This is a genomic window from Nostoc piscinale CENA21, assembly GCF_001298445.1.
GTDB lineage: Bacteria > Cyanobacteriota > Cyanobacteriia > Cyanobacteriales > Nostocaceae > Nostoc_B > Nostoc_B piscinale_A.
Genome location: NZ_CP012036.1, coordinates 6,289,784 through 6,315,010 on the forward strand (window position 1 = coordinate 6,289,784; position 25,227 = coordinate 6,315,010).

Genomic DNA, 25,227 nt, shown 5'->3' on the forward strand with positions numbered 1-25,227 from the left:
ATTGTCAAAATTTCATAACTTTTGGATTAATAAAGCTATCAAACCCTTGTAGACAGATGATCTCATCTCAAATTTTAGGATTTAATCTAGTTGTACAGCTAATACGTCAAAATCTAAATAAAAGCGAACTTTAGCAACTATGCAGATTACCCAAAGCCTTCATACAGCCATTCTCATTAGCGACTTAGAACGCGCTGAAAAATTTTACACTCAAGTGTTGGGATTATCTAAAATTGACCGTTCCCTAAAATATCCTGGTGCATGGTATCAAGTCGGCGACTATCAAGTTCATCTCATAGTCGCATCAACTGTACCCACCGATAACCTAAACGAAAAATGGGGACGTAATCCCCATATTGCTTTTGCAGTGGCTGATTTAGAACAAGCTAAACAAGAACTGCTGAGTCAAAATTATCCTATTCAAGCCAGCGCCTCTGGCCGCCCCGCCATCTTTACTCAAGATCCCGATGGAAATGTGATTGAGATCAGCCAGCAGTGATTGAATGAACAACTACAGTTAGTTGATTATGGACTAATGAAAGTTATTGCCTACATTTATTGTGACCTTCTCCTAGACTCTGTGCCGCAAAACATTAATTGGCAATGGGAGGTAGAACGGATTTATGAAGATTTGGCTAAGAAAAATGCTGATGGATGTACTGTCCGATCGCAACTACAACAATTACTCACAGACTGCCAACATGAATCAGTAGAATATTTGCTGGTTCGTCGTCTGGAAGAATTAGGTGATACTGTAGAGGAAGTCAGCGATCGCTTAAATGAATTAGAAGCGATGGGTGTAGCTGTAATTGCTACTGAACAAGCCTACACATCAGAAAAATCCCAGTTTCGGGCTGAATTACTCAAACTAATCAAAGAAATTCAATATCAACACAGAAGTCGGCGTATTCGTCAAGGACACGCCCGCAACCGCCTAGAAGCCGCACCCCCACCAGGAAAAGCACCTTATGGTTATCGTCGTGGTCAAGGAAAATATATTATTGACCGCAGCACCTCTCCAGTTGTGAAAGACTTTTTTGATCACTTTTTACTCTACGGTTCCTTGCGGGGTGCAGTGCGTTACCTAGCGAAAAAATATGGTAAGAAAATTTCTGTTACTACTGGGCGACGCTGGTTAACAAATCCTGTTTACCGGGGAGACACAGCTTATCTCAACGGTGAAATTATCTTGGATACCCATACGGCGATTCTTTCTAAAGAAGAAGCAGCCCAAATTGACCGACTTTTACGTCGTAATAGCCGCTTACCATCTCGAACTGCAAGTGCGCCGCGTTCTTTAGCTGGGTTAGTTGTCTGCGGCGAATGTCAATCTCATACAACAGTTACTCGTGTTACCCGTCGCTACCAAGACCAAGAGTATCTTTATTTACGTCCTATTAGCTGTCCTCGTAGTCCCAAGTGTCGCGCTATTCCCTACCAAGACATTTTAGAATTGACGATCGCTAAAGTTTGTCGTGATTTACCATTAGCAGTAGCCGGGATGAATTCTCCAGAATTGGATACCCTTAAGAATAATTTAGGAGATGCGATCGCTCGTCAGCAAGAAATCCTCACTCAGTTACCTGCTTTAATTGCAACTGGCATTTTAGATGTAGAAACAGCAAAACTCAGAGAATACAAACTCCGCACAGAAATCTCTACACTCCAAGCCAAGTTAGCCACACTTCCCCCTGTGAATCTGCGCTCTGTCGCCCAAGCTGTTTCTATTCCGCAATTTTGGTTAGATTTGTCAGAAGCAGAACGACGCTTTTATCTGCGAGAATTTATTCGCCAAATTGAAATTATCCGTGAAGATAAAAAATGGGATTTACGAATAGTGTTTATTTTCTAGTAAGTCATTTAAGGCTTTCCATCAACTCAATACACTTGTGCATTTGCTGATTCATACTTGCAACATCGGCGTGGAATCTCCGCCCATGACCAGGCAAAACCCACTCAAAAGTATAATTAGCCAAATTCCGCATTGATTTAATTTGTTCTGACCAAGAATACCAACAGTGGTTACGAAATGCTGCTAATTGATGTCTAGTTTCTGACCAAGCAAGATGGTCGCCTGTAAATAAAAACTGATGTTTGTAAAGTAAAACTGTATGTCCTTTTGTATGTCCAGGAACAGGAATAATTAAGATATCTGAAGAAAGGGCAAATGGTTCTAAGCCTGTTAATTGAATTTCCACATTGCGAGTATTTGCAGAAATATCATCAGCATGGAGGATGCGATCGCACCCAAAATGTTCAGCATATTTTTGATGATCTGCTACATCATCTTGATGGGTTAAATACATATAACGAATTCCCCCCATTGCTTCTAGCTGCTTCACGAGAGGCGGTGTAAATCGAGGAGAATCTACTAAAATATTCCCTGTTTCTAACTTGATAAAATAACTAGCAGCACCGTAAGATTTTTCTGAATGATAACCACAATGGTAGACATTTTCTGCTACCAAAATCGGCAAAGTTTCTTGCGTATCTCTGATATCTTTGGGTTTTTCAACTGTACCAATCGAACTGGTTGGACAAGCTAAAAGTGCTTGAAGTGCTGTTAATCTTTCTGCTTCATTACTTGGTTGATGATAAACTGCCGACTGTTCATCAACACGAGAAAACACTTCGGGACTCATCCAGCGACAGGTATCACAATCAATACAGCTAGTATCTACATAAAAGTCGCCGTTAGTATTTTGGGGACGACGTAAATCTAAATGAGCCATGTTAACCTCTGGGACTGACCATAAACCCCAATAGCCCTAGGTTAGCAAACATGACTATAAGTTGAGATTAATCTTTAACTACAAGATCCCTGACTTTTTAAAAAAAGTCGGGGATCTGAGCTTCTCGATTTTTCTAAATCAAGCTGAATAAAATCACAGCATGAATTATCAATTTATAGAATTCATACTTCAGACTTTATACTTCATACTTTAGACAGTTGTGATGTCTTTTTCTTTTTCTGCTAACAATTCGTTAATTTTAGCTGTGTATTTGTCTGTGAGTTTTTGCAGTTTATCTTGTTGGTCTTTGGCTTCATCCTCGGAAATTTCTGAGGCTTTTTCCTGCTTGCGAATTGAATCGATCGCATCACGGCGGATATTACGAATAGCAACACGACCTTCTTCAGCATACTTGGCAGCAATTTTAACCAGTTCTTTACGGCGATCGCTGGTTAAGGGCGGAATATTTAGCCGAATCACAGAACCATCGTTACTGGGTGTTAAACCCACATCCGAAAGAGAAATTGCCTTCTCAACAGTGTTTAAACTGCTTTTATCGTAAGGCTGAATTAGAATTGTTGTCGCATCTGGCGTGCTAATATTCGCCAGTGATTTTAAGGGTGTTGGTGAACCGTAATAATCCACCGTCACTTTATCTAATAAACTGGCATTGGCGCGACCAGTGCGAATTGTATTAAATGCCCGTTGAGTTGCCTCAACAGTTTTTTGCATTGTACTCTCAGCTTCAGCTAATTTCACAAGAACCTCCCACAAGGGTGCCGATTGATTCTCCCATGACTGCGCGGCGGATGTTACCTCGCACCGTTAAGTCAAATACCAGAATTGGGATGTTGTTTTCTTTACACAAAGCAATCGCAGTACTATCCATTACCCGTAAATCATGCGTCAAAACGTGTGCGTATGTCAGGCTAGTAAAACGTTTGGCGTTAGGATGTATTTGGGGGTCAGCATCATATATTCCATCGACTTTGGTGGCTTTAAAAATCGCTTCTGCATCAATTTCAGCCGCTCTCAATGCCGCAGCCGTGTCAGTAGTAAAGAAGGGATTTCCAGAACCAGCGCCAAAAATTACCACCCGCCCTTTTTCAAGATGACGGATGGCGCGACGACGAATATAAGGTTCTGCTAACTCTTGCATGGCGATCGCAGTTTGTACGCGCGTCTGTACACCTATTCGTTCTAGCGAATCTTGCAGCGTCATGGCATTCATTACCGTGGCAATCATACCGATGTAGTCAGCCGTTGCCCTATCCATCCCCGCCGATGCCGCTTTTACGCCACGAAAAATATTGCCGCCGCCAACGACTATGGCGATTTGAACGCCAGTGGCTATCACCTCTGCTACTTCTTGTGCTATCTCTTTGACCACTTCTGGATCAATACCATAGCCCATGTTGCCCATTAAGGCTTCACCGCTTAGTTTGAGTAAAACCCGTCGGTAATTCGTTCCCATGAAGTTACGCTTTATCGAAAAAGTTGCAATTGCCTCCAATTTAAGATAGCAGCACAATGACTATATATGTCTAGTTGCGCCAAATCAATGTAGTTCCTGTTGGTTCTGTTTCTTGGGGGTTAATTGCTTGATTTTTAAATAAAGCAGCGATCGCATTTCGCAAATAATCTTCTCTTAAAGATGATGGTGCTTGTGGATCACTATCAATTTTCCCTTTATAACGCACCATCCCATTACTATCGATTAAAAAAGCCATCGGTGTTTTTATCGCGCCAAAACTCCGGGTAACATCTTGAGTCGAATCCCACAGGTAAGGAAAATTTAGGCGGTGACTTTCGGCAAAAGCTTTCATCTTTTCAAAGCTTTCTGTCGGGTACTTATTAGTATCACAGCCGTTCATCCCAATCAAGGTAAAGCCACTGGCGGCAAATTCCCCTTGAATTTTTTTGAGCTTGTCTAAATAGAGACTGACATAAGGACAGTCGTTGCACATAAAAACAACGCCAACCGCCTGAAATTTGTCTAAATAACGGCTGAGATGATGCACTCGTTCGTCAATTCCAGGCAGTTCAAAGTCCGGGGCATAACCCCCAACAGGAGTATAAATTGTTTCTAGTATTGTCATCTTCGTGAACCAGAAGGAACTAGGAACAAAAGTCTAGGTGAAATTTAGCGTCATTTTTTTGGCAGCCAACCACCTGATGCCGATGCTCGATACCAAATGATTGTAGAGATCAACAGAGAAACCGTAAATTGTAAAACTACTGAATATAAAACCGTTGGTAAAAATATTACAGGATAGATATTAGTGAGTAATTGTCATAACTATGATTTAACAAAAGTTTGACTCAATTCTACATAAATTTAATTAAGCCTTTATACTTACTTTCAAGTAAAGATAGTTACTATTTTATCTTTGTTTTTATTTTTCTAATTGTAAAATCTTTACAAGTGACTTCTAAAATTTAAGATAAATTACCAAAGTTATTACGAAATATTAAAATTAGTAAATAAAAATACAGATTTTCTATGAAGACTTCGACAACTGCTTTCACCGCAAAAACTTGGACATGGCAAGGGTTTTCAATTTGCTACCAAACTCAAGGCACAACTGGGCCTGCCGTTATTTTAGTACATGGCTTTGGTGCTTCTGGATGGCATTGGCGTAAAAACATACCAGTACTAGCCCAAACTTGTCGGGTTTATGCTATAGATTTGCTTGGCTTCGGTGCTTCTGCCAAACCTCAGCCGGGAGAAAAAATTGCCTACACCTTAGAAATGTGGGGACAGCAAGTAGCAGACTTTTGTCGGGAAGTCGTCGGTGAACCAGCTTTTTTAGTAGGAAATTCCATTGGCTGTATTGTAGCGATGCAAGCCGCAGTCAGTTCCCCAGACATTGCCTTGGGAGTAGCATTAATTAACTGTTCCTTGCGATTATTACATGATCGCAAACGCGCCACCTTACCTTGGACTCGGCGTGTCGGTGCGCCAATTTTACAAAGGGTATTGTCTATTAAACCAATTGGACAATTCTTTTTTAATCAAGTTGCTAAACCCAAAACAGTGCGAAAAATATTGCTGCAAGCTTATATCAATGCAGAGACAGTCACAGATGAATTAGTCGATATTCTGACAGCGCCAGCCAAAGATCCTGGTGCTGTGGCTGTGTTTTTGGCATTTACCTCATACTCCACAGGGCCGTTACCAGAAGACTTACTGCCATTATTAACTTGTCCAGCAATTATTTTATGGGGAACCGCCGACCCTTGGGAACCAGTAAATTTAGGTCGAGAGTTAGCTAATTACCCAGCAGTGCAGAAATTCATTCCCTTAGAAGGAGTAGGACATTGCCCCCAAGATGAAGCACCAGAGTTAGTCAACCCGATTTTACAAGATTGGATAGAAGAGCGATCGCAAGTTTTAAAATCTAACTAACCTGAGTTGCATTTGTGCAACGTTAACAGGTGCAGGATAATAGAGATAGTTCAATTAGTATTTCTAGTCCTTCATGCAGTTTGAATGGGATGAGGCAAAGAATTTAGAGAATATTCGCAAGCATGAGATTGATTTTGCCGATGTTCCTGAAATGTTTGAGAGTCCAATGCTAATTGAGCTAGACAATCGGTTTGATTATGGCGAAGACCGTTGGTTCGGTATCGGTTTTCTCGGTAACGGTGTAGCGGTTGTGGTTTGGACAGAACGACAGAATGATGTAATTCGGATCATTTCAGCACGAAGGGCAAATAGATATGAGCGGCGAAGACTTGAGCAGTACCTCTCGTACTAATTGGACAGCATTAGAAGCAATGGACGATGAGGGTATTGATTACTCCGATATTCCACCATTGACAGAGGAGTTTTTTGAGAAGGCAACTCTACGAATTCCTGCAACCCAAGCACAGCATTTAGTTCAGATTGAACCTGATGTGTTGAAGTGGTTTCAAGCTCAAGATGGTGAATACAAAACGTTAATCAACTCAATCTTGCGTCAATACATTGAAAGTCATAGTAAAGTAAACACTCAGTCGTATAACAATTCGCTGCAAGCAGACTAAAACAAAATTTTGATGCTGAGTTTGACATTAATTGCAGCTGCTCAAGTGAACCATTATTTATCAGATTGGATGCAAGAGCGATCGCAGACTCTAAAATCTAACTAACCTGTAATTTTTTTGTAAGGTATTATAGAGTGGTTCAAAAAGTTAGCATAACGACTTGGAACCAAGGTTTTTATGACATTAGCAATTGTGGCTGAATTTGCTCCTCTGGAAGCGAATGAGGATGGGGTGGTTCTTGTGGGAAAAACCCGTGTAACTTTAGACACTGTAGTTGCTGTCTTTAATCAGGGTGCAACAGCAGAGGAAATTGCTTATCGGTATCCGTCACTGAATCTAGCCGACATTTACGCCACAATCGCTTTCTATCTCAAGCATCAAGCAGAAGTAGAAGCTTACTTGCAACAACGACAGCAGCAAGCACAAGAGGTTCGCGCCATGAACCAAGCAAGATTTGACCCAAAAGGTCTGCGCGATCGCCTGCTTGCTTGTAGAACAGAACCAGAAGCATGTTAAAGCTGCTGATTGATGAGAACTTCGATAACACAATCATTCGAGGATTATTTCGTCGTAATCCGACACTCGATATAGTTCGTGTGCAAGATGTCGGATTGTCAGGCAAAGATGATCCAACTATCTTGGAGTGGGCAGCCCAAGAAGAGCGTATTCTGCTTACTCATGATGTCGCTACGATTACTCGTTATGCCTATGATCGCGTGAGGCAAGGTCAGTCTATGCCAGGGGTTATCGAAATTAGCACAGATGCTCCAATCGGGCAAGTGATTGAAGATGTTCTCGTACTTGTAGAGTGTAGTCAGGCGGGAGAGTTGGAAGGTCAAATTCAGTATCTCCCGTGGTGAAGCGGACAGTATACAGTATAAAGTATTAACGCTTTCTTTGTTTCGGCTATATCTGCCGCCGCTCACTTTAGATGTTAGTCAATGGAATTGCACAGGATTGGATCAGGGAGCGATCGCAAATTTTAAAATCTAACTAACCTGCGCGGTAGCTCTAAATACAAAGGTACTCTGCCTTTCCGGGAAAGCTATAATTTTCTCAAGGGTAGAGAAGTTCAAAGGGTTATGTCCAATCTGGAGCAAATCGAAGCGGCAATCCTTTCGTTGCCATCAAGTGAGTTTGAGAAATTAAGGCTGTGGTTTCTTGATTTAGACTACGAACGCTGGGACGAGCAGATAGAACAAGACATCGAAGATGGTAAATTAGAGGCGCTTGCTCAAGAGGCGATCGCTGAGTTTGAAGCAGGGCATTGTCGAGAAATTTAATGCACTATACAACGCGACGGTTTTGGCAATGCTACAACGCCTTACCTGAAAGTGTTCAGCAGTCAGCAGATGAATGCTACAAGTTGCTCAAAGTTGACCCATCTCATCCGTCCTTGCATTTCAAGAAGTTGGGCAACAAGTATTGGTCAGTTCGTGCAGGGTTAAGTTACCGAGCTTTGGGTGTTGAAGTCGAAAATGGGATTTCCTGGTTTTGGATTGGAACACATACAGAGTATGACAAGTTGATTAGCAACTTTTAGAGCAGCATAACCTTTATTAGTCAATGGAATTTTACAGGATTGGATACAGGAGCGATCGCAAGTTTTAAAATCTAGCTAACAGGCGATCGGTAACTGCTGACTAGGAAAATTAAACACATAAGCAACTCGTCTCAGACAAAGAGAGTTTCGGTTTTAAAGATTATGCCTGTTCATATCTAGCCCCCTTGTCTCTCAGAAGCAGAGGAAAATGATAGGCAAAGCTATTTGAGATAAATCCATTCATGTCTAGCCCCCTTGTCTCTCAGAAGTAGAGGAAAATGATAGGCAAAGCTATTTGAGATAAATCCATTCATGTCTAGCCCACTTGTCTCTCATTTTTTAATAAATATTGATATCTATGTTATTTGACGTTAATATACAAGCATATATTAATGTCAAATCAGAGCGACTGGGGGTGTAGAGCAGTGGAACTCAATCTAGATAACGCAGTAAACTACCACTACGGTAAATTTCCACCGGGTCGTCTAGATTATGAAAAATTTATAGCGTCATTAGTGAAAGCAACTGATGCTGTCGCTCGATATGACCAGATGCTAAAAAATATGCACAATAGTGAAATACTCTTAGCACCTCTAAGGAACCAAGAAGCCGTTATATCCTCAAGAATGGAAGGCACCGTTAGTACAATGGATGAGATTCTAAAGTACGAAGCAGATCATGATGACAAATTAGAAGTTTCCCCAAATGTTAGATCGGAAGTTATAGAGACTCTACTTTATCAAAGAGCACTAAAGTCAGTTCAGAAAATGATGAAAGACGGCTATCCTCTTTCTCTATTTTTGATAAAAACGATTCATGAGAGGTTGTTATGGTTTGGTCGAGGATCATCAAAGTCACCAGGTGAATTTAAGAAAGAGCAAAATTACATAGCAGACACATTAAAAAGGAATATATTGTTTGTTCCAATTAGTCCTGAAAAGCTACAGGATGGGTTGGATGAACTATTTAAATATATTGACCACAGCGACCATCCAATATTAGTGAAAACTGCTATAACGCATGTTGAATTCGAGGCATTACATCCCTTTAAGGATGGCAATGGACGCATAGGTAGAATGTTAATTACGTTAATGCTATGGTTCTTTGGAACAATATCAGAGCCTCATTTCTACATTAGTGGTTATTTAGAGGAAAACAAAGGTTTATATATAGATGCTATGCGAAATGTTTCTGAAAATAATGACTGGGAAGGATGGAGTAACTTCTTTCTAGAAGCAATTGAACAACAGGCAATTAGAAATCTTGAGATTGCGGAAAATATAAGTCAGTTATACGAAAAAATGAAAAATATATTTTCAGAAAATCTATCCTCAAAATGGAGTCTAAATGCTCTTGATTTTGTATTTACGAATCCAGTCTTCAGGAACAATAAATTCACAACTAACAGTGGTATTCCACCTGCCACTGCTGCAAGATTCACTAGAATACTTCTGGAAAAAAATCTTCTTACGACACTGGAAGAAGCATCTGGAAGAAGACCAGCCCTATACTCTTTTGAACCACTAATGGAACTTGTTAGAGTTTAGTATAAAATGTGCCTAGAAATCAAGCTACACCAGAACGTAACAGGTTAACCTGCTGAGTTACCAAGGTTATTTGCGTTCGGTGAGCGTAACCATTAGTCAATGGAATTGTACAGGATTGGATCAGGGAGCGATCGCAAGTTTTACTTCACTCTCACAAAGCTCAAGAGTGATTAGGGCTACTATATGAGTGATTCGAGTTATATTACATACACCACAATGAGTGAATCTGAAGATATACATGAAATTTCCACGCAAGGAGAGTCCTTTTCAACAGAGTTATCATTCAAATGGATAAATCCCACTCCTATTGAAGCGGGGGAATTGATAGCTCCTGCAAGGCTGTCATCTGAGGCAGCCCGAATATTTGCAGCGTTACACCTTATATTAAAAGACCTAACGTTTGCTGAAGAATGTTGGAAGGCTGCGGACGATATCGGAATACCAGATAATAAAAACCTCCACTCAAAAGCATTGATATTCTCAGGAGTAGTTGGTTACGCACGCTGCTTCAAATCTGGAGTTCGGGCGCTTAAGCTTACCCCGACATATTTATATAATAAAGGAGTTCCCTTCGACAACGAGATCCACGATTACCTCATTGCATTGCGGGACAAGCACGTTGCACATTCGGTGAACGACTTTGAGCAGTGTGAAGCTGTCGCAATAGTGATAGGAAAACCTGACACTGGATGGCGTGACGGTAGCGGAATTGGAGTAGTCAAACAGCGTTCAGTTGGAATATCACGGACACTCGTTCAAAGGGCAATATCGCACATAAACAGTCTATGCCAGTTCCTTGAAACAGAACTATCAGCCCAGCGTGTTGCTATTTATGCAGAGTTTAAAGCAAATTTTGAAAAGACCGGAAAGTGGGAGATGACTCCAATTATAAAGTTGTCAGATCGCAGCAAGATTACGGAACGACGTAGTTGATGCTCATAAGTAGGGAACCTAACCATTCGAGCAGAGCGGACTGCTGAAAGATATTGGTATATTACGAGAGGTTACTGGCCGTCGAGCCAGTGAACCGGTCATCCTCTCTGCGCCTCTGCGCCTCTGCGTGATATTTCTTACCATTGATTGAAGACAAACTCACCTCACATCAGCAAACTGAAGTGGTACGCGCAAGGATAAAATCAGGCGAAACCATGAACAGACGTAAGGAACTCTTTCGTGTCATCTTGGCAATATCAATCATCATCGTCGGTATTACACATTTTGTACTACCGCAACCTTACGTGAAAATCATGCCGCCACAACTGCCCTATCCTTTAGGATTAGTTTATCTAAGTGGCTTTTATGAGATTTTAGGTGGTATTGGGTTATTAGTTCCGCCAGTGAGTCAAGCCGCAGCTTGGGGACTAGTGATGCTATTTATTGCTGTGTTCCCTGCTAATATCAACATGGCAGTTAATCATATTAAAATTGAAACCATACCCTATTCAGATTCAACTTGGGTTCAAGCAATTAGATTGCCATTACAAGCAGTGTTAATCGCTTGGGCTTGGTGGTATACAAGACCTTCAGATAAAGAAATCCAAGCTTCGTTAATTCCTAAATCACTCATTCCCAAAGAATTAGACTAGTAGATTGATCAATACTATGAGTACATCACAAACAGTCCAACAATTAAAAGTAGAATTAATTACCCCCGAAAATTTTCAGGGTTATGGACAGGTAATTTTTGCTAGTAAAGATGGTAAAGCTTTTGATGCGGAAGATGCCCAATTAAACCTGCAAAATGGCACTCCAAGATTTTATATAATGCGTTTAGAAAAGCGCGGACGTAAGTTTAATAAAATTACACGTCATATAAAATGTACTCAATGTTTAGGTTCCTTAGAAGGCAAAGATTGGTTTATTGCCGTGTGTCCTCCTCATAATGAATTAGATGAACCAGTTTTATCAGAAATAGCTGCTTTTCGGATTCCTGGGAATTGTTTTATTAAATTAAACGAGGGAACTTGGCACGCTGGCCCTTATTTTGATCATGAAGTTGTAGATTTTTATAATTTAGAACTGGCTGATACAAATGTGGTAGATCATTTCACCCATGATTTTCGCCAAAGTCATCAGTTAGAATTTGAGATGGTGTAAGTAATTTATCGGCGGTTAATTAATCTTTATGACTACACCACACCGTCCCTCAATTCTCAAGCCAGATGAAACTTACACTTTTCGCAAATATTTTGATTTAAGATTTGCTCCAGCAGATATTCTGCGTGAGTTAGGAGCAAGTTTAACTAAAGGTACAATTAACTTACCAAAAACTACACAAGCAATCACCAGATTAACCAGCCTTCAAGAACGATTAGAGGAAGCAATAACTCGTGTTAGCCTCACAAGTGAAGCTGCAAGAAGAGAAGTTTTAATTGCTCCTATTTTATTAGAAGTTGCACATATTACCGAAGCATTAATTAACATTGAATACACTATAGAAATTAACCAATTTCTGCGCGGTGATTTAGATTATTATTTGCAATCTCAACATCCAATATTAGTTGTTGAAGCAAAACAAGCAGATTTGACAAGAGGATTTACACAACTTGCGGTTGAGTTAATTGCGCTAGATTCATGGGTAGAATCTGATGAACCTGTATTATATGGTGCAGTGACAACAGGAGATATTTGGCAGTTTGGTAGCTTTCAAAGAGTTAGTCGGATTGTAACTCAAGACCTAATGCTTTATCGAGTCCCGACTGATTTGGAAATATTAATGCAAATTCTAGTAGGAATTTTGTCAAAAACCAATAATAATTAAACACATCCCTCTTTCATCTATGCTTGAGATGGGTTGATGCACTTGAGGCGATCGCAACCCAAATTTTCAGTCATCATAGCAGAGAACTGTAGGGAAGCTTGACTATCAAGATGCAGTTCGCGTTGGATTTGCTCGTAAGTTTCACCTTGGGCGATGCGGTTTGCTATTTGCTGAAACTCTACCCAAGTTAAATCACTGTTCACAAAAGCTCTCGCCAGGGTAATCACCAGTTCTTCGTAATCATTATCTTCTAGCTTGGTCATCATCCGATGTTCAATGTGCAGTGAATCATCAAAGCAGTAATACCAAGATTTGGGCTGGCGCTTAATAATCATTTTAAACAATTCTCGCTGCTGAGTGCGGTTAACAGCGCGATCGCCTTCACTACACACCATCAACACAGGTGCAGCAACTTTGGTTTGAGCCTGTTTTAAAATCTTCTCACCTAATTCCAGAAATATTTTTAAGGCTGGAATGCGAAAGCCTTTATAGCCAAAATTCCCTGGTGCATCTTTGTTGAACCATTCAAAGTAAATTGGCAAAATCTTAATTAACTGATCAAATAATGAATTACTGCTACCCAAAAAAGGTGTGAATAATAAAGCCCGTTCAATTTCCTGGGGATGTTCTAACGCTAACCAAGCGGCTAAGGTTCCACCTGTTGATAAACCACCAACTACAACTTTTTCACCTAAAGTCTGAGCAATTGTTAACCACTCCAGCACAAATTTTTGATAAGTTTGAATATCTGTCGGGAGTGGTGGCGGAGTTTGACTGTTCCACTCACCAGCCAGTCCGTGACCAGGTTGTCGAGGAATTAAAACGTTATATCCTCTCTGGAATAAAGCTTTACCCAGTGGTTCAAATTGGTAGGGTGCAGCTGTGAAACCATGCAAAAAAAGACAAACTTTTGATGTGGAGTGGGGATGAACCAAAAATCTAGAACGACAAGCTTCGTTTTTTAGCCCTTTGGACTCTGACTGACGAATTTGTTCCAAGAAATCTGCTGTATTTTGAATACTCACTGTCATTTAGTTGTTTGTCTTTCTTCTGCATGGATGGGTATATTGTCTGAAATTTTTTAGCCTGACGAATCTAGCAGATGATATATGGCAGAAGGCAGAGTAATTTTAAACTTTGGGTAACTAACTGGGCAAATTTCGCAATCGAAAGCGTACTGGCATTTTATCAGCCGGATAAATTAACAGGTTTTGCTGTAATTCTTGCACAGAAGAACGACCGTTGACTAATTCCCAATCGAAGTAGCGGAGCAATAATGCTAACATCATACTTCCTTCCAGCATTGATAGATGCTCACCCAAGCAACGATGAGGCCCTGAGCCAAAGTCGAGCATTGGTAGAGAACTAGTTTCTTTACTTTTGTCTAACCAACGTTCTGGCAGAAATTCCTCTGGATGAGGATAAAATTCTGGATCTCTGCCAGCCGCCAATATTGACCAAGATATTCTAGTACCGCGAGGAATTACTTGACCTTCAATTAAGGTATCCCGGTGAGCTTCTAATGATGTTGAGCCAGAGGCGATAGTATAAAGGCGCAAAGTTTCTTTGAGAATACCGCGAATATAAGCTAATTCTTTGAAACTCTCGGAAGTAATGCCGCCAAATTTCTGCCAAACTTGGTCAACTATGTCTCGTGCTTGCTGAAACACCTTGGGATTTAGACTCAATTCAGCAACTGCAAAAGATAAAGTATGGGCTGTTGTATCAGTACCAGCTATTAAAAATTCTACCGATTCTGCTATTAATGTTTCACGATTGTATTGTGGTTCTTTGGCGGCAATTTTGACTAACATTGATTCCCGAAACAAAGGACTTACATTTGGTAAATCTGTTTGGTTTCCTTCTCGCATCTGTAAAGCTAAATCTACACGGGGAGTAAGAAATTCCTCTAAATATCGTCTTGCGCCCCAATAATCGCGGGAATTTTGAGTCGGCAAATATTTCATCCAGATTTTTTCGCCTGTAGCTTGTCTCAGGAAGCGATAGCCGACAACAGACATCGCATCGTAAACTTTTGGAACATCGAGGGGTGGCCCCTCTTGACTAGTACTGTTTCTATCTACAGGAATGCCCAGTACTAGACAAGAAATCACTCTCATGGTGAGTTCGACAAACAAAGGATCTACTTGAATTTCTTTTGGTGGCGCGGCTTCCTTGATTGTTTTAATTACTTGTTCGCAAGCTTGGCTGATAATTTCTACATATTTCGAGAGATTGCTAGAACTGAATTCTGGGTTCCAAGCTTTGCGTCGCCATTGCCACTCAGCCCCGGTTTCGCCAATCATAATGGGGCCTGTAATATCATTCCAAGCTTGGCGCGATCGCGTAGCCCTAATTAAGCTACCATCTTTCATTCCATTGATAATGGTATCTTCAATAACTTTTGGTTTACTTAATATAACAACAGGGATATTGCCACTCCATATCACATACATTGGCCCTAGCTGTTGACTCCAAACAAAAAAATTGCCAAAATAACTTCTTCTGTTTGACTGCTGCTAATATTTGGGGAATATTTCCTAACAACCAATGTTTAGGCGGTGAAGGCAGCGATTCTAGGGGTTTATATATGTTTTTTTGTTTCCACCTGCGCCACCCAATTGTTCCCGCTACACTAGTAAAACCCAGTGCTGTAGCGATATAGGGAAATGTTTCAGAATAAGTAATCTGAGCAATAATATCTTGAAACATGAGTCCGCCTTTGTCTACCAAATAGTTCAAATTACCCAGATACTACCTTATTGTTTTCCATTTCTGTCTCTGCAAAATCTATTTCTGTGACTTCATCTATAGAAAATGCGATCGCAAAAATCACAAATGCGATGTCCGGTAAATCAGTAATGATTCAGTATATCTGGGCAGAAAGACAAAACTCTTCCTCTCCCTACCCCTTGCGGTCTTGATAATGAGTCTCTTTCACCGGACACGATATTATTGCTTTGCGGCTAAATTTTTCAGGTTCTCTTGTGTGACGCGACAAATTCGCCAATCATCTAAGATGCTGGCTCCCATACTCCGGTAAAATGCTTGTGCTGGTTCGTTCCAGTCCAGCACACTCCATTCTAAGCGTCCGCAATTTCGCTCGACGGCAATTTGCGCTAGTTTACTTAACAGTGCTTTACCAATACCCTGACGGCGATACTCTGGTAAAACAAACAAATCTTCGAGATAAATTCCTGGCTTGGTAAGAAAGGTAGAATAGTTGTAAAAGAACAAGGCAAAACCTACAGCCTGTCCTTGAGATTCTGCCAAAATGGCCTCTATATATTTTGGTTCACCAAATAGATGCTCTTGGAGTGCTGCAACATTCCCGGTAACGGCATGAGATAATTTCTCATACTCCGCCAGCTGTTTAATTAATTGAAATAGTACGTTGCTATCAGCAGGTTCCGCAAAACGCAAAATTAAATCGGTCATTAGTCATTTGTCATCAGTCCATAGTCATTAGTCCATAGTTAATGGGCTGTAGTCAAGAGCAGGTTACAGGTTATGAAGTGGTTTATCAGGTTCAGATGTCTAAGCCACTATAGCTATCACTTTTGACTTTTGACTTTTGACTTTTGACTTTTACACTAACCACCCTTTCAAGCGTTTTGCGATGTGTGGACGGCGTAATTTTCGCATGGCTTTGCTTTGAATTTGGCGGACTCGTTCACGGGACAAGTTGAACATATTGCCAACTTCTTCTAGGGTGCAGGGTTCGCTGGTTGTCAGTCCATAGCGTAAGGAAATTACGTCTTTTTCCCGTGGGGTTAGTACATCACCTAAAACTTCCCAAATCTCCTGGCGCATCATGTTTTCATTCATTTTGGCTTCGGGAGAAAGGTTGTCTTCATCTTCTAATAAATCCATCAATTCGGTATCTTCTTCTTTACCGACACGATGGTTGAGAGAGAGTGCTTGGCGACGTAGTTGTTGTAGTTGGCGTAGTTGTTGAACGGTCATTTCCAAAGAAGCGGCCATTTCTGCTTCTGTAGGGTTGCGACCAAGTTTTTGTTTGAGTTCGCGTTGGGCTTTTTTAAGTTTGTTAAGTTTTTCAACAATATGAATTGGCAAGCGAATTGTGCGTGCATCATTAGCGATCGCTCGCGTAATTGCTTGTCTAATCCACCAATAAGCATAAGTGGAAAACTTATATCCTTTATCGGGATCAAATTTTTCTGTAGCGCGATTTAATCCCATTGCCCCTTCTTGAATTAAATCTAGAAAAGGTACTCCGCGATTTAAATATCGCTTGGCAATTGATACCACTAGTCTGAGGTTCGAGCGAATCATTTTACGTTTCGCTACTCGACCTTGATATAAGCGGCTTTCTAGCTGCTTTTCTGTCATATCTAACTGGGCAGCTACTTGGACTTTGGTTGGTTGCTGTCCTAGTTCGGCTTGTAAGGCGGCTTGGATGTCTCTGACTTCTTCTAAAAATCGGACTCGCCGCGCTAATTCAACTTCTTCGTCTGGTTTGAGGAGCGGATAACGTGCCATTTCTTTAAAAAATGCACCTACGGCATCATCATGCTCGGTTTTGTTATATCCTGAAGGTCGCGCTGCCGCCATCTCATCCCCATCACGTTCCTCTGGTTCGAGATTTTCTGCAATTGGGGGTTCTTCTTCTACCAATATTTCTAAACTTTCGAGTAGTTGTTCTTCTGTATCGGCAGCGGTTTCTAATATTTCCATTGTTCCCAATTCAGCAATATTCATAGTTTCCTTTAGGGATAGTTGCTTTGTTTGGTACATAATTCCTTGACAGCTACTCGTTTGCGGCTTGGTAGTTTCCCTTTAGAAACAAATGCACTTTTTTAATTACTAAGTACAAGTTTCTACTAATGACTTAGTAAAACTAAAAAATTCTTTTCTAGCTGTCCTTTTTGATTACTGCTAGATCAAACCTTGTACAAATCTTGGTGATTGCACCTCAAAATTATTGTCTCAGGTTCTAACAGATATACTTCTTATTTTTTGATTAATCCCTAAATCTGTCAAACGCCCTCAACCATTCTCAACCTTAACAAATATAAAAGAAACCAAGTAATTATTCTCATTTCTTAAAAATTCCTATATTTTTATGAACTTTTTCACTTTTATGGGTGGGAATTAATCTCAAAATTAAAGTCTTGATTTTGATTTTATTTGGATTTCATAAAATTTTCTAAAGGTCACAATTTCAGTAATTTAATTAGCTGAAATCAATTAGTTGTATAAAAGCATCTCACATACACCAATAATTGAATATCTACCAATGGGCGGAAAAAGGCTATGCCATATTTAGTAAATCGGTAAATGATTTCATAAATAGTCAGAGATTTATAGTAAGCCGGTTTTATTTTTGAAATTATCTGTGTAGGTGGTGAGTAGGGAGGAGGAAGTTTTTTCAGAAGTCAAATATCAGTCCTATAGTTGATTTTTATGGTAAGTGGTCTTCAAATATTTATTGCACGTATAGCCAAGTTTGATTTGTCTAGTAGGTTACATAACGGGAAACTTATCAAGTATCATGAGGGATAAACGTATTGCGAAATACACTTTACTTTTTATAGAGAAAAAGACTAAATTTTTGAAAGCTAAGTGAAGGGATAATAAATTCCTGTCAAGAAAAAACAAAAAATATGTATATTAATGACTTAAATTTACAAAATTTAGTAGTTGCTGAGGCAGGGGAATCATACCAGTCCCAAAAGGGGAATCACTACGTTGAAGTTTTGGTAGACTGTCCAGGCGCTACCGGTTTATTTACATATCGTTTACCACCACAGTTAGAAGTAAAACCAGGGGATATATTAACTGTGCCATTTGGCGCACAACAGTTAGGTGCGATCGCCATTCGTTTGTTAAGCACACCTAATATTGATCTAGCGCCAGACAAAATTCGGGAAGTCGAAGATGTGGTGAGTGTGGGGTTTTTTCCCAGCCATTATTGGGAATTATTAAACCGTGTAGCAGCATATTACTACACGCCCTTAATTCAGGTGATTAGGGTGGCTTTACCACCGGGATTATTAGGGCGGACTCAACGCCGGATTCGCTTAACTAATACCCACAGCCAATCTCATCGAGCTTTTCTCACTCCAGTAGCACAGCAGATTTTACAACTGTTGCAAACTCAACCATCAGGGGATTATAGTTTTGCGTATATTCAACAAAAAGTCAAGTTCACCTATCGCGGCGTGCGGGAATTGTTGCGCTTGGGTTTGGTGGAAAGTTATTTAGAAGCACCGAGACTAACTCGCCCCAAATTACAAAAAGCTGTCACATTAATTGATAGTAGCGATCGCGATTTAACTCAACGTCAACGAGAAATCATCGAAGTTTTGCGCCGCAACGGTGGGGAATTATGGCACAGTGAACTCTTGCAAATTTGTAGTGCTAGTTCTTCCATCCTCAAAACCTTGGCACAAAAGGGTTACATTGTGATTGAAGAACGGGAAATTTTGCGTTCTGAACAAAGCCCGACATTAACGCCAGACCAGCCAAAATTATTAAATCCTGACCAGGCTAATGCTTTAACAACTATACAGTCCTTAAATAAATTTGCTCAAGTCTTGTTGCATGGCGTAACAGGTTCCGGCAAGACAGAAGTATATTTACAAGCGATCGCACCACTATTAAATCAAGGTAAATCAGCCTTAGTCTTAGTCCCAGAAATTGGACTCACACCCCAACTCACCGACAGATTTCGCGCCCGGTTCGGTAACAAAGTCGCAGTTTATCACAGCGCCCTTTCCGAAGGCGAACGTTACGATACTTGGCGACAAATGCTGACAGGGGAACCGCAAGTAGTCATCGGGACGCGTAGTGCAATTTTCGCACCCTTACCCAACCTTGGTTTAATCATCTTAGACGAAGAACACGACAGCAGCTTTAAGCAAGATTCACCGATCCCCACATACCACGCCCGTACCGTCGCCCAATGGCGGGCGGAGTTAGAAAACTGTCCCTTGGTTTTGGGTTCGGCTACACCGTCGTTGGAGAGTTGGGTGAAGGTAAGGGAACAGGGGTGTAGGGGTGTAGGGGGATATTACTTTCTCTTACACCCTCACACCCCTACACCCGATTTTGGTAATTTTTCATGTTGATAGTACTTATGTGCTGACATTGCCATGCTAAAAATCCCCACAGAATCATCCCGGAGACGCTTAACATCCCGCTACCGATGATTAATTGGGCGCAAGAACTAATGCCAATGGCACGGGCAGCACTGACGAAGCTATCAACCGCGCTTCGCTATACTGGATGACGCTAACAAGAATCAGAATTAATCCACCTAAATAAAATATGGACTCCAAACCAGCCGAGGGTGAAAAACATATCTAAATACCGCTATCCCCGTGACTGGTGTACTTAAAACTAACCCTGTTGTCATCGCACCTGCTACCATCCAAGGTGCAAGACACATACCCGCAACATTAATCGCACTGAATAACTTTTTCACAGTCAACTCACAAGCTTGTAAAAGTCAGTTATCAGTTAACAGTTATCAGTGATCAATTCTTTACTGATAACTGATAACTGTTCACTGTTCACTGTTAAGTAAATCATGCCGGACTCAGGCATTTTCGCAAAGCTGTTGTGAAAAAACTCAAAAACTCCCCTCTTCCTCTTTGCGCCTTTGCGCCTCTGCGTGAGATAAAACCAAATTCCGCAACACCCAACGCAGAAAATTTGATGATTTTTCAAGCTCCAATGTTCAATACAGTCAGCGTCACGCACTACTAAACATCTCGATGCGTTACTGTTGTTGCCTAAAGCACCCTACCGGACTGTATTTTACTCGCTTTTTAAGGCGATCGCACCAAGCATGAGCATCTGAGCTTCACGCTTCACTCTTTGAACACCAACGTTCGAGTAAAAAACCTGAAACTTCACCTTCCGAACACCAACGTTCAAGTAAAAAACCTGAAACTCCGCCTTCCGAACACCAACGTTCGAGTAAAAAGCTTGAAACTCCGCCTTCATAACTCGAACATTCAAGCAAAAAAGCTCAACATTCACCCTTTGAACTTCAACCTTCAAGCAAAAAGGCTGAAATTTTACGTTTATAACTCGAAGTCATTAGCACCAAAAGCTTTGTATTCAATGCCGTACTCTTGCCAATAACACATCCTACGCCGTTACTACCCGCTGAAAGCCCTGATGAAGTGATGAGTATTTTAATCCGTCAGACTTTCACTGCTTAACTTAAAACTACAACCCCGACTGTTCTAAACAATCGGGGTTGTGTTTTGCTGACAATTGTTACTAACACGATGAAGATCGTCAGTCGCGCATGGAAGAAACTGTCTTCTTCTATATTTAAATTAAAGTTTGGAGATGTTGAACTAACTGCGGTGCCTGTAACACTCCTTCAATTTTATCCACAGGCTGGCCTTGCTTAAATAACATAAGGGTTGGCAAGGCTTCAATCCGATATTGACTCGCCAATTCGGTGTATTTTTCTGTGTCAATTTTGACAACACGTATACGGCCATTTAATTGGGCATTTACTTGTTCTAAAATCTGACCCATCATTTTACAAGGGCCACACCATTCAGCGTAAAAATCTACTAATACAGGTACATCAGAACCAGAAAGCATTTCTTCAAAACTGTTGAAATGTTTTTTAGTGGCCATACGATACACACCGAATTTTTATGGATTGCTTTTAATATTAATGCGTGCTTTCAGGAATGGCTGTAACATTATTTTATTTTTATAGTCAATAGTCATTTGTCATTTGTCATTTGTCTAGTGCGTCTTCACTAAACCCTACTCTTGTAGCCCTAAAAATATTGCCCTTGAGTGAATTAACAAGCACAAATCGCCATAAGATAATTAGCGCGGTAGTTCAAAAGCTTAAGGAATAATTCATGGAAGTTTTGCCAGAAAACTTGCAAAGTCTCAAAGGAAAAGTAGCAATTATCACTGGTGGTTCGCGGGGAATTGGAAAAGCGATCGCACTAGAATTGTCGAAATACGGGGCTAGTGTGGTGGTGAATTATGCTAATTCTAGTACAGCAGCAGATAGTGTAGTAACGGAAATTACCTCTGTGGGTGGACAGGCACTTGCACTCCAAGCCGATGTTTCCCAAGCAGATCAAGTAGAAGCACTCATCAACGCCACCACCGAAAAATTTGGTCGAATTGATATCTTAGTTAACAATGCCGGAATTACCCGCGACACATTACTTTTGCGGATGAAGCCAGAAGAATGGCAAGCCGTGATTGACCTGAACTTAACTGGCGTTTTCTTATGTACCCGCGCTGTTAGCAAACTCATGCTCAAACAGCGTTCTGGGCGAATTATTAATATTACCTCCGTAGCGGGACTTATGGGCAACCCAGGCCAAGCAAACTACAGCGCCGCCAAAGCTGGAGTCATTGGTTTTACAAAAACAGTTGCCAAAGAATTTGCAACTCGCGGCATCACCGTGAACGCTGTCGCCCCTGGTTTTATCACCACCGATATGACCAGCAATCTCAGCAACACCGAAGAAATTTTGAAATTTATCCCCCTTGGTCGCTATGGGCAACCAGAAGAAGTGGCTGGTATGGTGCGCTTTTTGGCTGCTGATCCCGCCGCAACTTACATCACTGGTCAAGTCTTTAACGTAGATGGTGGTATGGTGATGTAATTACGCATTATTTAAGATTCTTTGCCAAACGGTAAAGCTCAACAAAATAATAATGCCAGTACAAGTGGCAACGATCACAGGTAACGGCATCCCGCGAATTGTCATTGCCAGCAAGTTGCCCATTAAAGTAATTGTCCAAAGAGTGAAGGCGGCGTGACTTTGTGATAACCCCCAAGCTAATAAACGGTGGTGTAGGTGATCCTTACCTGGAGTACTGAGGGGGTTTTTTCCTGCTAATAGTCGCCGTAAGAACACTTGGGTAGTGTCTAACACTGGTAAGAGCAAAAATAAAACCGTCGGTACTAAGGAAAAGACCGTAGTCACCTGCAAGTCACCCAAAATACTGGTAGCAGCTAAAACATAACCAAAAAAGTATGCTCCAGCGTCACCCATAATTATTCGTGAGGGGTGAAAGTTATGGCGCAAGAAACCCAACGCCCCGCCTCCCAAAGCTGCCAAAACCAAAGTTGCCGCCGCTTTATTGGGAAATTGGGCGGAAACTGCTAACAAACTCATCGCTGTAATAAAACTGATCCCCCCAGCCAAACCATCCATACCATCCATCAAATTGATAGCGTTGGTAATTCCGACCACCCACAAGACTGTAATCAAAATTGATAAAAATGAGTCTATGGGTGTGCCGAAGGCAACTTTGATGCTGATGCCATTAGCAACCAGCAACAAGGCTGTGATGATTTGTGTCCACAAGCGCACAGAAGGGGGTAAACCAAACTGATCGTCAATAAAGCCGACTAATACTAGGATTGAGCCTCCTAGTAGCACAGTCAAAACCTGCGCCAAAACACTTTGTAATTCAATCGGTCGTAACAGACTAGCAAGAACTAACGCGGCAATTACTCCTGCATAGATAGCTAAACCGCCAGCATTCGGTAAAGGTTCCCGATTTAGCCGTCGCGCATTTGGTTGATCAGCCCAACCAACTCGCAGGGCAAATTTGCGTACTGTCGGTATTAAACGCCATGTTACTAGCCAAGCTAAGAGAAACGTAAATACTACTGCCAACCAGCCGATGCCGCTTGGGTCGGCAATACCCAGAGACTTAAGGGAGTTGTCTAGATTCATCTCCCAATTCAACCATTACTGCCTGTATCCTACATGAGCATCACAATGTATATTAATCAATTTTTTAAGAAAAGGTACTGGTATTTACTCAAGTCTCAAGATACCAGCGCAGAACTTCACACTTCCCACCAGTACCAATCCAGATAAATTTTATTTATAATCTGACCAGTTTTGGTTATTAGCACTCTGAGTCTGTGAGTGCTAAATTGTCTAATGGAAGCGCAAGAGAAGTGAAACATGGCTAAAATTATTTCCTTTGATGAAGAATCACGGCGGGCGCTAGAAAGAGGTGTCAATGCCCTGGCCGATGCAGTGAAAATCACACTAGGCCCCAAAGGTCGTAACGTCCTGTTAGAAAAGAAATTCGGCACACCCCAAATTGTCAACGATGGGATCACTGTTGCCAAAGAAATCGAATTAGAAGACCCATTAGAAAATACTGGTGCCAGACTCATCCAAGAAGTAGCATCAAAAACTAAGGATACTGCTGGAGATGGCACCACCACAGCCACCGTTTTAGCACAGGCATTAATTAAAGAAGGTCTGAAAAACGTTGCGGCTGGTACGAACCCCATTGCTTTAAAACGTGGCATCGACAAAACAATTGAAGCACTTGTAGAAGAAATTGCCAAAGTTGCCAAGCCAGTAGAAGGTGAGGCGATCGCTCAAGTAGCTACAGTCTCCGCCGGTAACGATGAAGAAGTCGGCGCAATGCTGGCAGAAGCAATGGAGAAAGTCACCAAAGATGGTGTCATCACCGTTGAAGAATCCAAATCCCTAACCACTGAACTAGAAGTAGTGGAAGGCATGCAAATCGACAGAGGTTATATTTCTCCTTACTTCATCACCAACAACGAACGGCAGATCGTTGAGTTTGAAAATGCTCGCATTCTGATTACCGACAAAAAAATCAACAGCATTCAAGAATTAGTCCCTGTACTCGAAAAAGTCGCCCGTTTGGGTCAAGCACTGTTGATTATTGCCGAAGATGTCGAAGGAGACGCTTTGGCAACTTTAGTAGTCAACAAAGCGCGGGGTGTGTTGAATGTGGCTGCGATTAAAGCGCCTGGATTTGGCGATCGCCGTAAAGCGATGCTACAAGACATTGCCATCCTCACCGATGGTCAGTTAATTTCTGAAGAAATCGGCCTGAGCTTAGACACCGCTTCTTTAGAAATGCTGGGAACTGCCCGCAAAATTACAATTGATAAAGAAAACACCACAATTGTTGCAGGTAGCACCACCAAGCCAGAAATTCAAAAGCGGATTGGTCAAATTCGTAAGCAGTTAGAAGAAACTGATTCCGAATACGACAAAGAAAAATTGCAAGAACGCATTGCCAAATTAGCTGGCGGTGTGGCAGTGATTAAAGTCGGTGCAGCCACCGAAACCGAACTCAAAGACCGCAAACTCCGCATTGAAGACGCACTCAACGCCACCAAAGCTGCCGTCGAAGAAGGAATTGTGCCTGGTGGCGGTACGACCTTAATTCACTTGTCTACCAAAATTGACGAAATTAAGAACAGCCTGAATGACGAAGAAAAAAATTGGGGCAGACATCATCAAACGTGCTTTAGAAGCACCCTTGCGTCAAATTGCCGAAAATGCTGGCGATGAAGGTTCTGTAATTGTTTCTAAAGTTAGAGAAACCGAATTCAACGTTGGCTACAACGCTGCTACCGGAGAATTTCAAGACTTGATTGCTGCGGGAATCATTGACCCTGCCAAAGTTGTGCGTTCTGCTGTCCAGAATGCTGCTTCTATTGCTGGTATGGTTCTAACTACCGAAGCGATCGTAGCCGAAAAACCAGAGAAAAAACCTGCTGTCCCTGATATGGGTGGCATGGGCGGTATGGGTGGTATGGGTGGTATGGGCGGTATGGGTGGTATGGGTATGATGTAA

At 41.3% G+C, this 25,227-nt stretch carries 28 protein-coding genes and 3 pseudogenes; 19 read left to right on the plus strand and 12 right to left on the minus strand.

Features of this window, described 5'->3' with window-relative positions; genetic code table 11:
- Positions 1-139 precede the first annotated feature (139 nt).
- Together ACX27_RS26945 and ACX27_RS26950 are read left to right on the plus strand one after the other, a co-directional pair.
- Complete coding sequence (locus ACX27_RS26945) at positions 140-499, plus strand: VOC family protein (RefSeq protein WP_062297008.1); 360 nt, start codon at positions 140-142, stop codon at positions 497-499.
- 36 nt (positions 500-535) lie between these two features.
- A complete protein-coding gene (locus ACX27_RS26950) occupies positions 536-1,852 on the plus strand; it encodes a recombinase family protein (protein WP_062298603.1) in 1,317 nt (438 codons plus the stop codon).
- Between the two features lie 4 nt (positions 1,853-1,856).
- Here ACX27_RS26950 and ACX27_RS26955 read toward each other — a convergent pair whose 3' ends face one another.
- The 4 genes from ACX27_RS26955 to ACX27_RS26970 all read right to left on the minus strand — a co-directional run bounded on the left by ACX27_RS26955 (position 1,857) and on the right by ACX27_RS26970 (position 4,831).
- Positions 1,857-2,732, minus strand: coding sequence for an MBL fold metallo-hydrolase (locus tag ACX27_RS26955; protein WP_062297009.1), 876 nt, complete (start codon positions 2,730-2,732; stop codon positions 1,857-1,859).
- Positions 2,733-2,942: 210 nt separating this feature from the next.
- Positions 2,943-3,491 (minus strand): ribosome recycling factor, encoded by a 549-nt coding sequence (gene frr, locus ACX27_RS26960; RefSeq protein WP_062297011.1) that lies wholly within the window; start codon positions 3,489-3,491, stop codon positions 2,943-2,945.
- Entirely contained in the window at positions 3,478-4,206 is a 729-nt protein-coding gene (gene pyrH / locus ACX27_RS26965; RefSeq protein ID WP_062297013.1) for a UMP kinase, read from the minus strand. The genes frr and pyrH overlap by 14 nt, the downstream gene beginning before the upstream one ends.
- Positions 4,207-4,276: 70 nt before the next feature.
- Complete coding sequence (locus ACX27_RS26970; protein WP_062297015.1) at positions 4,277-4,831, minus strand: thioredoxin family protein; 555 nt, start codon at positions 4,829-4,831, stop codon at positions 4,277-4,279.
- Positions 4,832-5,235: 404 nt separating this feature from the next.
- Between ACX27_RS26970 and ACX27_RS26975 the strand changes: the two genes are divergently transcribed.
- The 12 genes from ACX27_RS26975 (at position 5,236) to ACX27_RS27030 (ending at position 12,612) form a co-directional block, all read left to right on the plus strand.
- Positions 5,236-6,141 (plus strand): alpha/beta fold hydrolase, encoded by a 906-nt coding sequence (locus ACX27_RS26975; RefSeq protein WP_062297017.1) that lies wholly within the window; start codon positions 5,236-5,238, stop codon positions 6,139-6,141.
- Positions 6,142-6,214: 73 nt separating this feature from the next.
- A complete protein-coding gene (locus tag ACX27_RS26980; RefSeq protein WP_015115503.1) occupies positions 6,215-6,493 on the plus strand; it encodes a BrnT family toxin in 279 nt (92 codons plus the stop codon).
- Positions 6,456-6,761: a BrnA antitoxin family protein gene (locus tag ACX27_RS26985; protein ID WP_062297019.1), complete on the plus strand. Its 306-nt coding sequence runs from the start codon at positions 6,456-6,458 to the stop codon at positions 6,759-6,761. Before ACX27_RS26980 ends, ACX27_RS26985 begins: the two co-directional genes overlap by 38 nt.
- A 177-nt stretch (positions 6,762-6,938) precedes the next feature.
- Positions 6,939-7,277 carry a DUF433 domain-containing protein gene (locus ACX27_RS26990; protein ID WP_062297022.1) on the plus strand — a complete coding sequence of 113 codons (339 nt, stop codon included), beginning with the start codon at positions 6,939-6,941 and terminating at the stop codon, positions 7,275-7,277.
- Positions 7,271-7,621 carry a DUF5615 family PIN-like protein gene (locus tag ACX27_RS26995; protein ID WP_062297023.1) on the plus strand — a complete coding sequence of 117 codons (351 nt, stop codon included), beginning with the start codon at positions 7,271-7,273 and terminating at the stop codon, positions 7,619-7,621. Before ACX27_RS26990 ends, ACX27_RS26995 begins: the two co-directional genes overlap by 7 nt.
- A 222-nt stretch (positions 7,622-7,843) precedes the next feature.
- Complete coding sequence (locus ACX27_RS27000) at positions 7,844-8,044, plus strand: hypothetical protein (RefSeq protein ID WP_062297026.1); 201 nt, start codon at positions 7,844-7,846, stop codon at positions 8,042-8,044.
- Positions 8,044-8,304: a ParE family toxin-like protein gene (locus ACX27_RS27005; RefSeq protein ID WP_062297028.1), complete on the plus strand. Its 261-nt coding sequence runs from the start codon at positions 8,044-8,046 to the stop codon at positions 8,302-8,304. The genes ACX27_RS27000 and ACX27_RS27005 overlap by 1 nt, the downstream gene beginning before the upstream one ends.
- A 425-nt stretch (positions 8,305-8,729) precedes the next feature.
- Positions 8,730-9,851: a Fic family protein gene (locus ACX27_RS27010; RefSeq protein ID WP_083468935.1), complete on the plus strand. Its 1,122-nt coding sequence runs from the start codon at positions 8,730-8,732 to the stop codon at positions 9,849-9,851.
- Between the two features lie 216 nt (positions 9,852-10,067).
- Positions 10,068-10,784, plus strand: a complete 717-nt coding sequence (locus tag ACX27_RS27015; RefSeq protein ID WP_144427544.1) for a hypothetical protein — start codon at positions 10,068-10,070, stop codon at positions 10,782-10,784.
- 215 nt (positions 10,785-10,999) lie between these two features.
- Complete coding sequence (locus ACX27_RS27020; protein ID WP_062297034.1) at positions 11,000-11,437, plus strand: DoxX family protein; 438 nt, start codon at positions 11,000-11,002, stop codon at positions 11,435-11,437.
- Positions 11,438-11,453: 16 nt separating this feature from the next.
- Positions 11,454-11,948: an ureidoglycolate lyase gene (locus tag ACX27_RS27025; RefSeq protein WP_062297037.1), complete on the plus strand. Its 495-nt coding sequence runs from the start codon at positions 11,454-11,456 to the stop codon at positions 11,946-11,948.
- 28 nt (positions 11,949-11,976) lie between these two features.
- The gene (locus ACX27_RS27030; RefSeq protein WP_062297038.1) at positions 11,977-12,612 is read left to right on the plus strand and encodes a hypothetical protein; all 636 of its coding nucleotides are present in this window, start codon (positions 11,977-11,979) and stop codon (positions 12,610-12,612) included.
- Between the two features lie 17 nt (positions 12,613-12,629).
- Here ACX27_RS27030 and ACX27_RS27035 read toward each other — a convergent pair whose 3' ends face one another.
- The 3 genes from ACX27_RS27035 to ACX27_RS34465 all read right to left on the minus strand — a co-directional run bounded on the left by ACX27_RS27035 (position 12,630) and on the right by ACX27_RS34465 (position 15,324).
- Complete coding sequence (locus ACX27_RS27035) at positions 12,630-13,643, minus strand: alpha/beta hydrolase (RefSeq protein WP_062297039.1); 1,014 nt, start codon at positions 13,641-13,643, stop codon at positions 12,630-12,632.
- A gap of 114 nt (positions 13,644-13,757) precedes the next feature.
- Positions 13,758-15,068 carry a cytochrome P450 gene (locus tag ACX27_RS27040; RefSeq protein ID WP_235526391.1) on the minus strand — a complete coding sequence of 437 codons (1,311 nt, stop codon included), beginning with the start codon at positions 15,066-15,068 and terminating at the stop codon, positions 13,758-13,760.
- The gene (locus tag ACX27_RS34465) at positions 15,022-15,324 is read right to left on the minus strand and encodes a hypothetical protein (RefSeq protein WP_235526392.1); all 303 of its coding nucleotides are present in this window, start codon (positions 15,322-15,324) and stop codon (positions 15,022-15,024) included. Before ACX27_RS34465 ends, ACX27_RS27040 begins: the two co-directional genes overlap by 47 nt.
- Positions 15,325-15,410: 86 nt before the next feature.
- Here ACX27_RS34465 and ACX27_RS35025 point away from each other — a divergent pair, with 86 nt between their 5' ends.
- The gene (locus ACX27_RS35025) at positions 15,411-15,536 is read left to right on the plus strand and encodes a hypothetical protein (protein ID WP_256364365.1); all 126 of its coding nucleotides are present in this window, start codon (positions 15,411-15,413) and stop codon (positions 15,534-15,536) included.
- Between the two features lie 28 nt (positions 15,537-15,564).
- Here the strand turns inward: ACX27_RS35025 and ACX27_RS27045 are convergent, their stop codons facing one another.
- The gene (locus ACX27_RS27045; protein WP_062297041.1) at positions 15,565-16,050 is read right to left on the minus strand and encodes a GNAT family N-acetyltransferase; all 486 of its coding nucleotides are present in this window, start codon (positions 16,048-16,050) and stop codon (positions 15,565-15,567) included.
- Between the two features lie 150 nt (positions 16,051-16,200).
- Positions 16,201-17,370, minus strand: a complete 1,170-nt coding sequence (locus ACX27_RS27050; protein ID WP_062297043.1) for an RpoD/SigA family RNA polymerase sigma factor — start codon at positions 17,368-17,370, stop codon at positions 16,201-16,203.
- An 869-nt stretch (positions 17,371-18,239) separates the two neighbouring features.
- Between ACX27_RS27050 and priA the strand changes: the two are divergent.
- A pseudogene (gene priA, locus ACX27_RS27055) lies at positions 18,240-19,637 on the plus strand (replication restart helicase PriA); the annotation flags it as partial.
- A gap of 29 nt (positions 19,638-19,666) precedes the next feature.
- On the opposite strand, the pseudogene ACX27_RS34470 reads toward priA, so the two are convergent.
- Positions 19,667-19,944, minus strand: a pseudogene (locus ACX27_RS34470) (O-antigen ligase domain-containing protein); the annotation flags it as partial.
- Between the two features lie 14 nt (positions 19,945-19,958).
- Between ACX27_RS34470 and ACX27_RS34475 the strand changes: the two are divergent.
- A complete protein-coding gene (locus ACX27_RS34475; protein ID WP_158507426.1) occupies positions 19,959-20,114 on the plus strand; it encodes a hypothetical protein in 156 nt (51 codons plus the stop codon).
- Between the two features lie 808 nt (positions 20,115-20,922).
- Here the strand turns inward: ACX27_RS34475 and trxA are convergent.
- Positions 20,923-21,240, minus strand: a complete 318-nt coding sequence (gene trxA / locus ACX27_RS27065; RefSeq protein WP_062297047.1) for a thioredoxin — start codon at positions 21,238-21,240, stop codon at positions 20,923-20,925.
- 236 nt (positions 21,241-21,476) lie between these two features.
- On the opposite strand from trxA, the gene fabG reads away from it, so the two are divergent.
- Positions 21,477-22,241, plus strand: coding sequence for a 3-oxoacyl-[acyl-carrier-protein] reductase (gene fabG / locus ACX27_RS27070; protein ID WP_062297048.1), 765 nt, complete (start codon positions 21,477-21,479; stop codon positions 22,239-22,241).
- On the opposite strand, the gene ACX27_RS27075 is transcribed toward fabG, so the two are convergent.
- The gene (locus ACX27_RS27075) at positions 22,242-23,324 is read right to left on the minus strand and encodes an MraY family glycosyltransferase (RefSeq protein WP_062297049.1); all 1,083 of its coding nucleotides are present in this window, start codon (positions 23,322-23,324) and stop codon (positions 22,242-22,244) included.
- 237 nt (positions 23,325-23,561) lie between these two features.
- Between ACX27_RS27075 and groL the strand changes: the two are divergent.
- Positions 23,562-25,227 (plus strand): annotated as a pseudogene (gene groL / locus ACX27_RS27080) (chaperonin GroEL).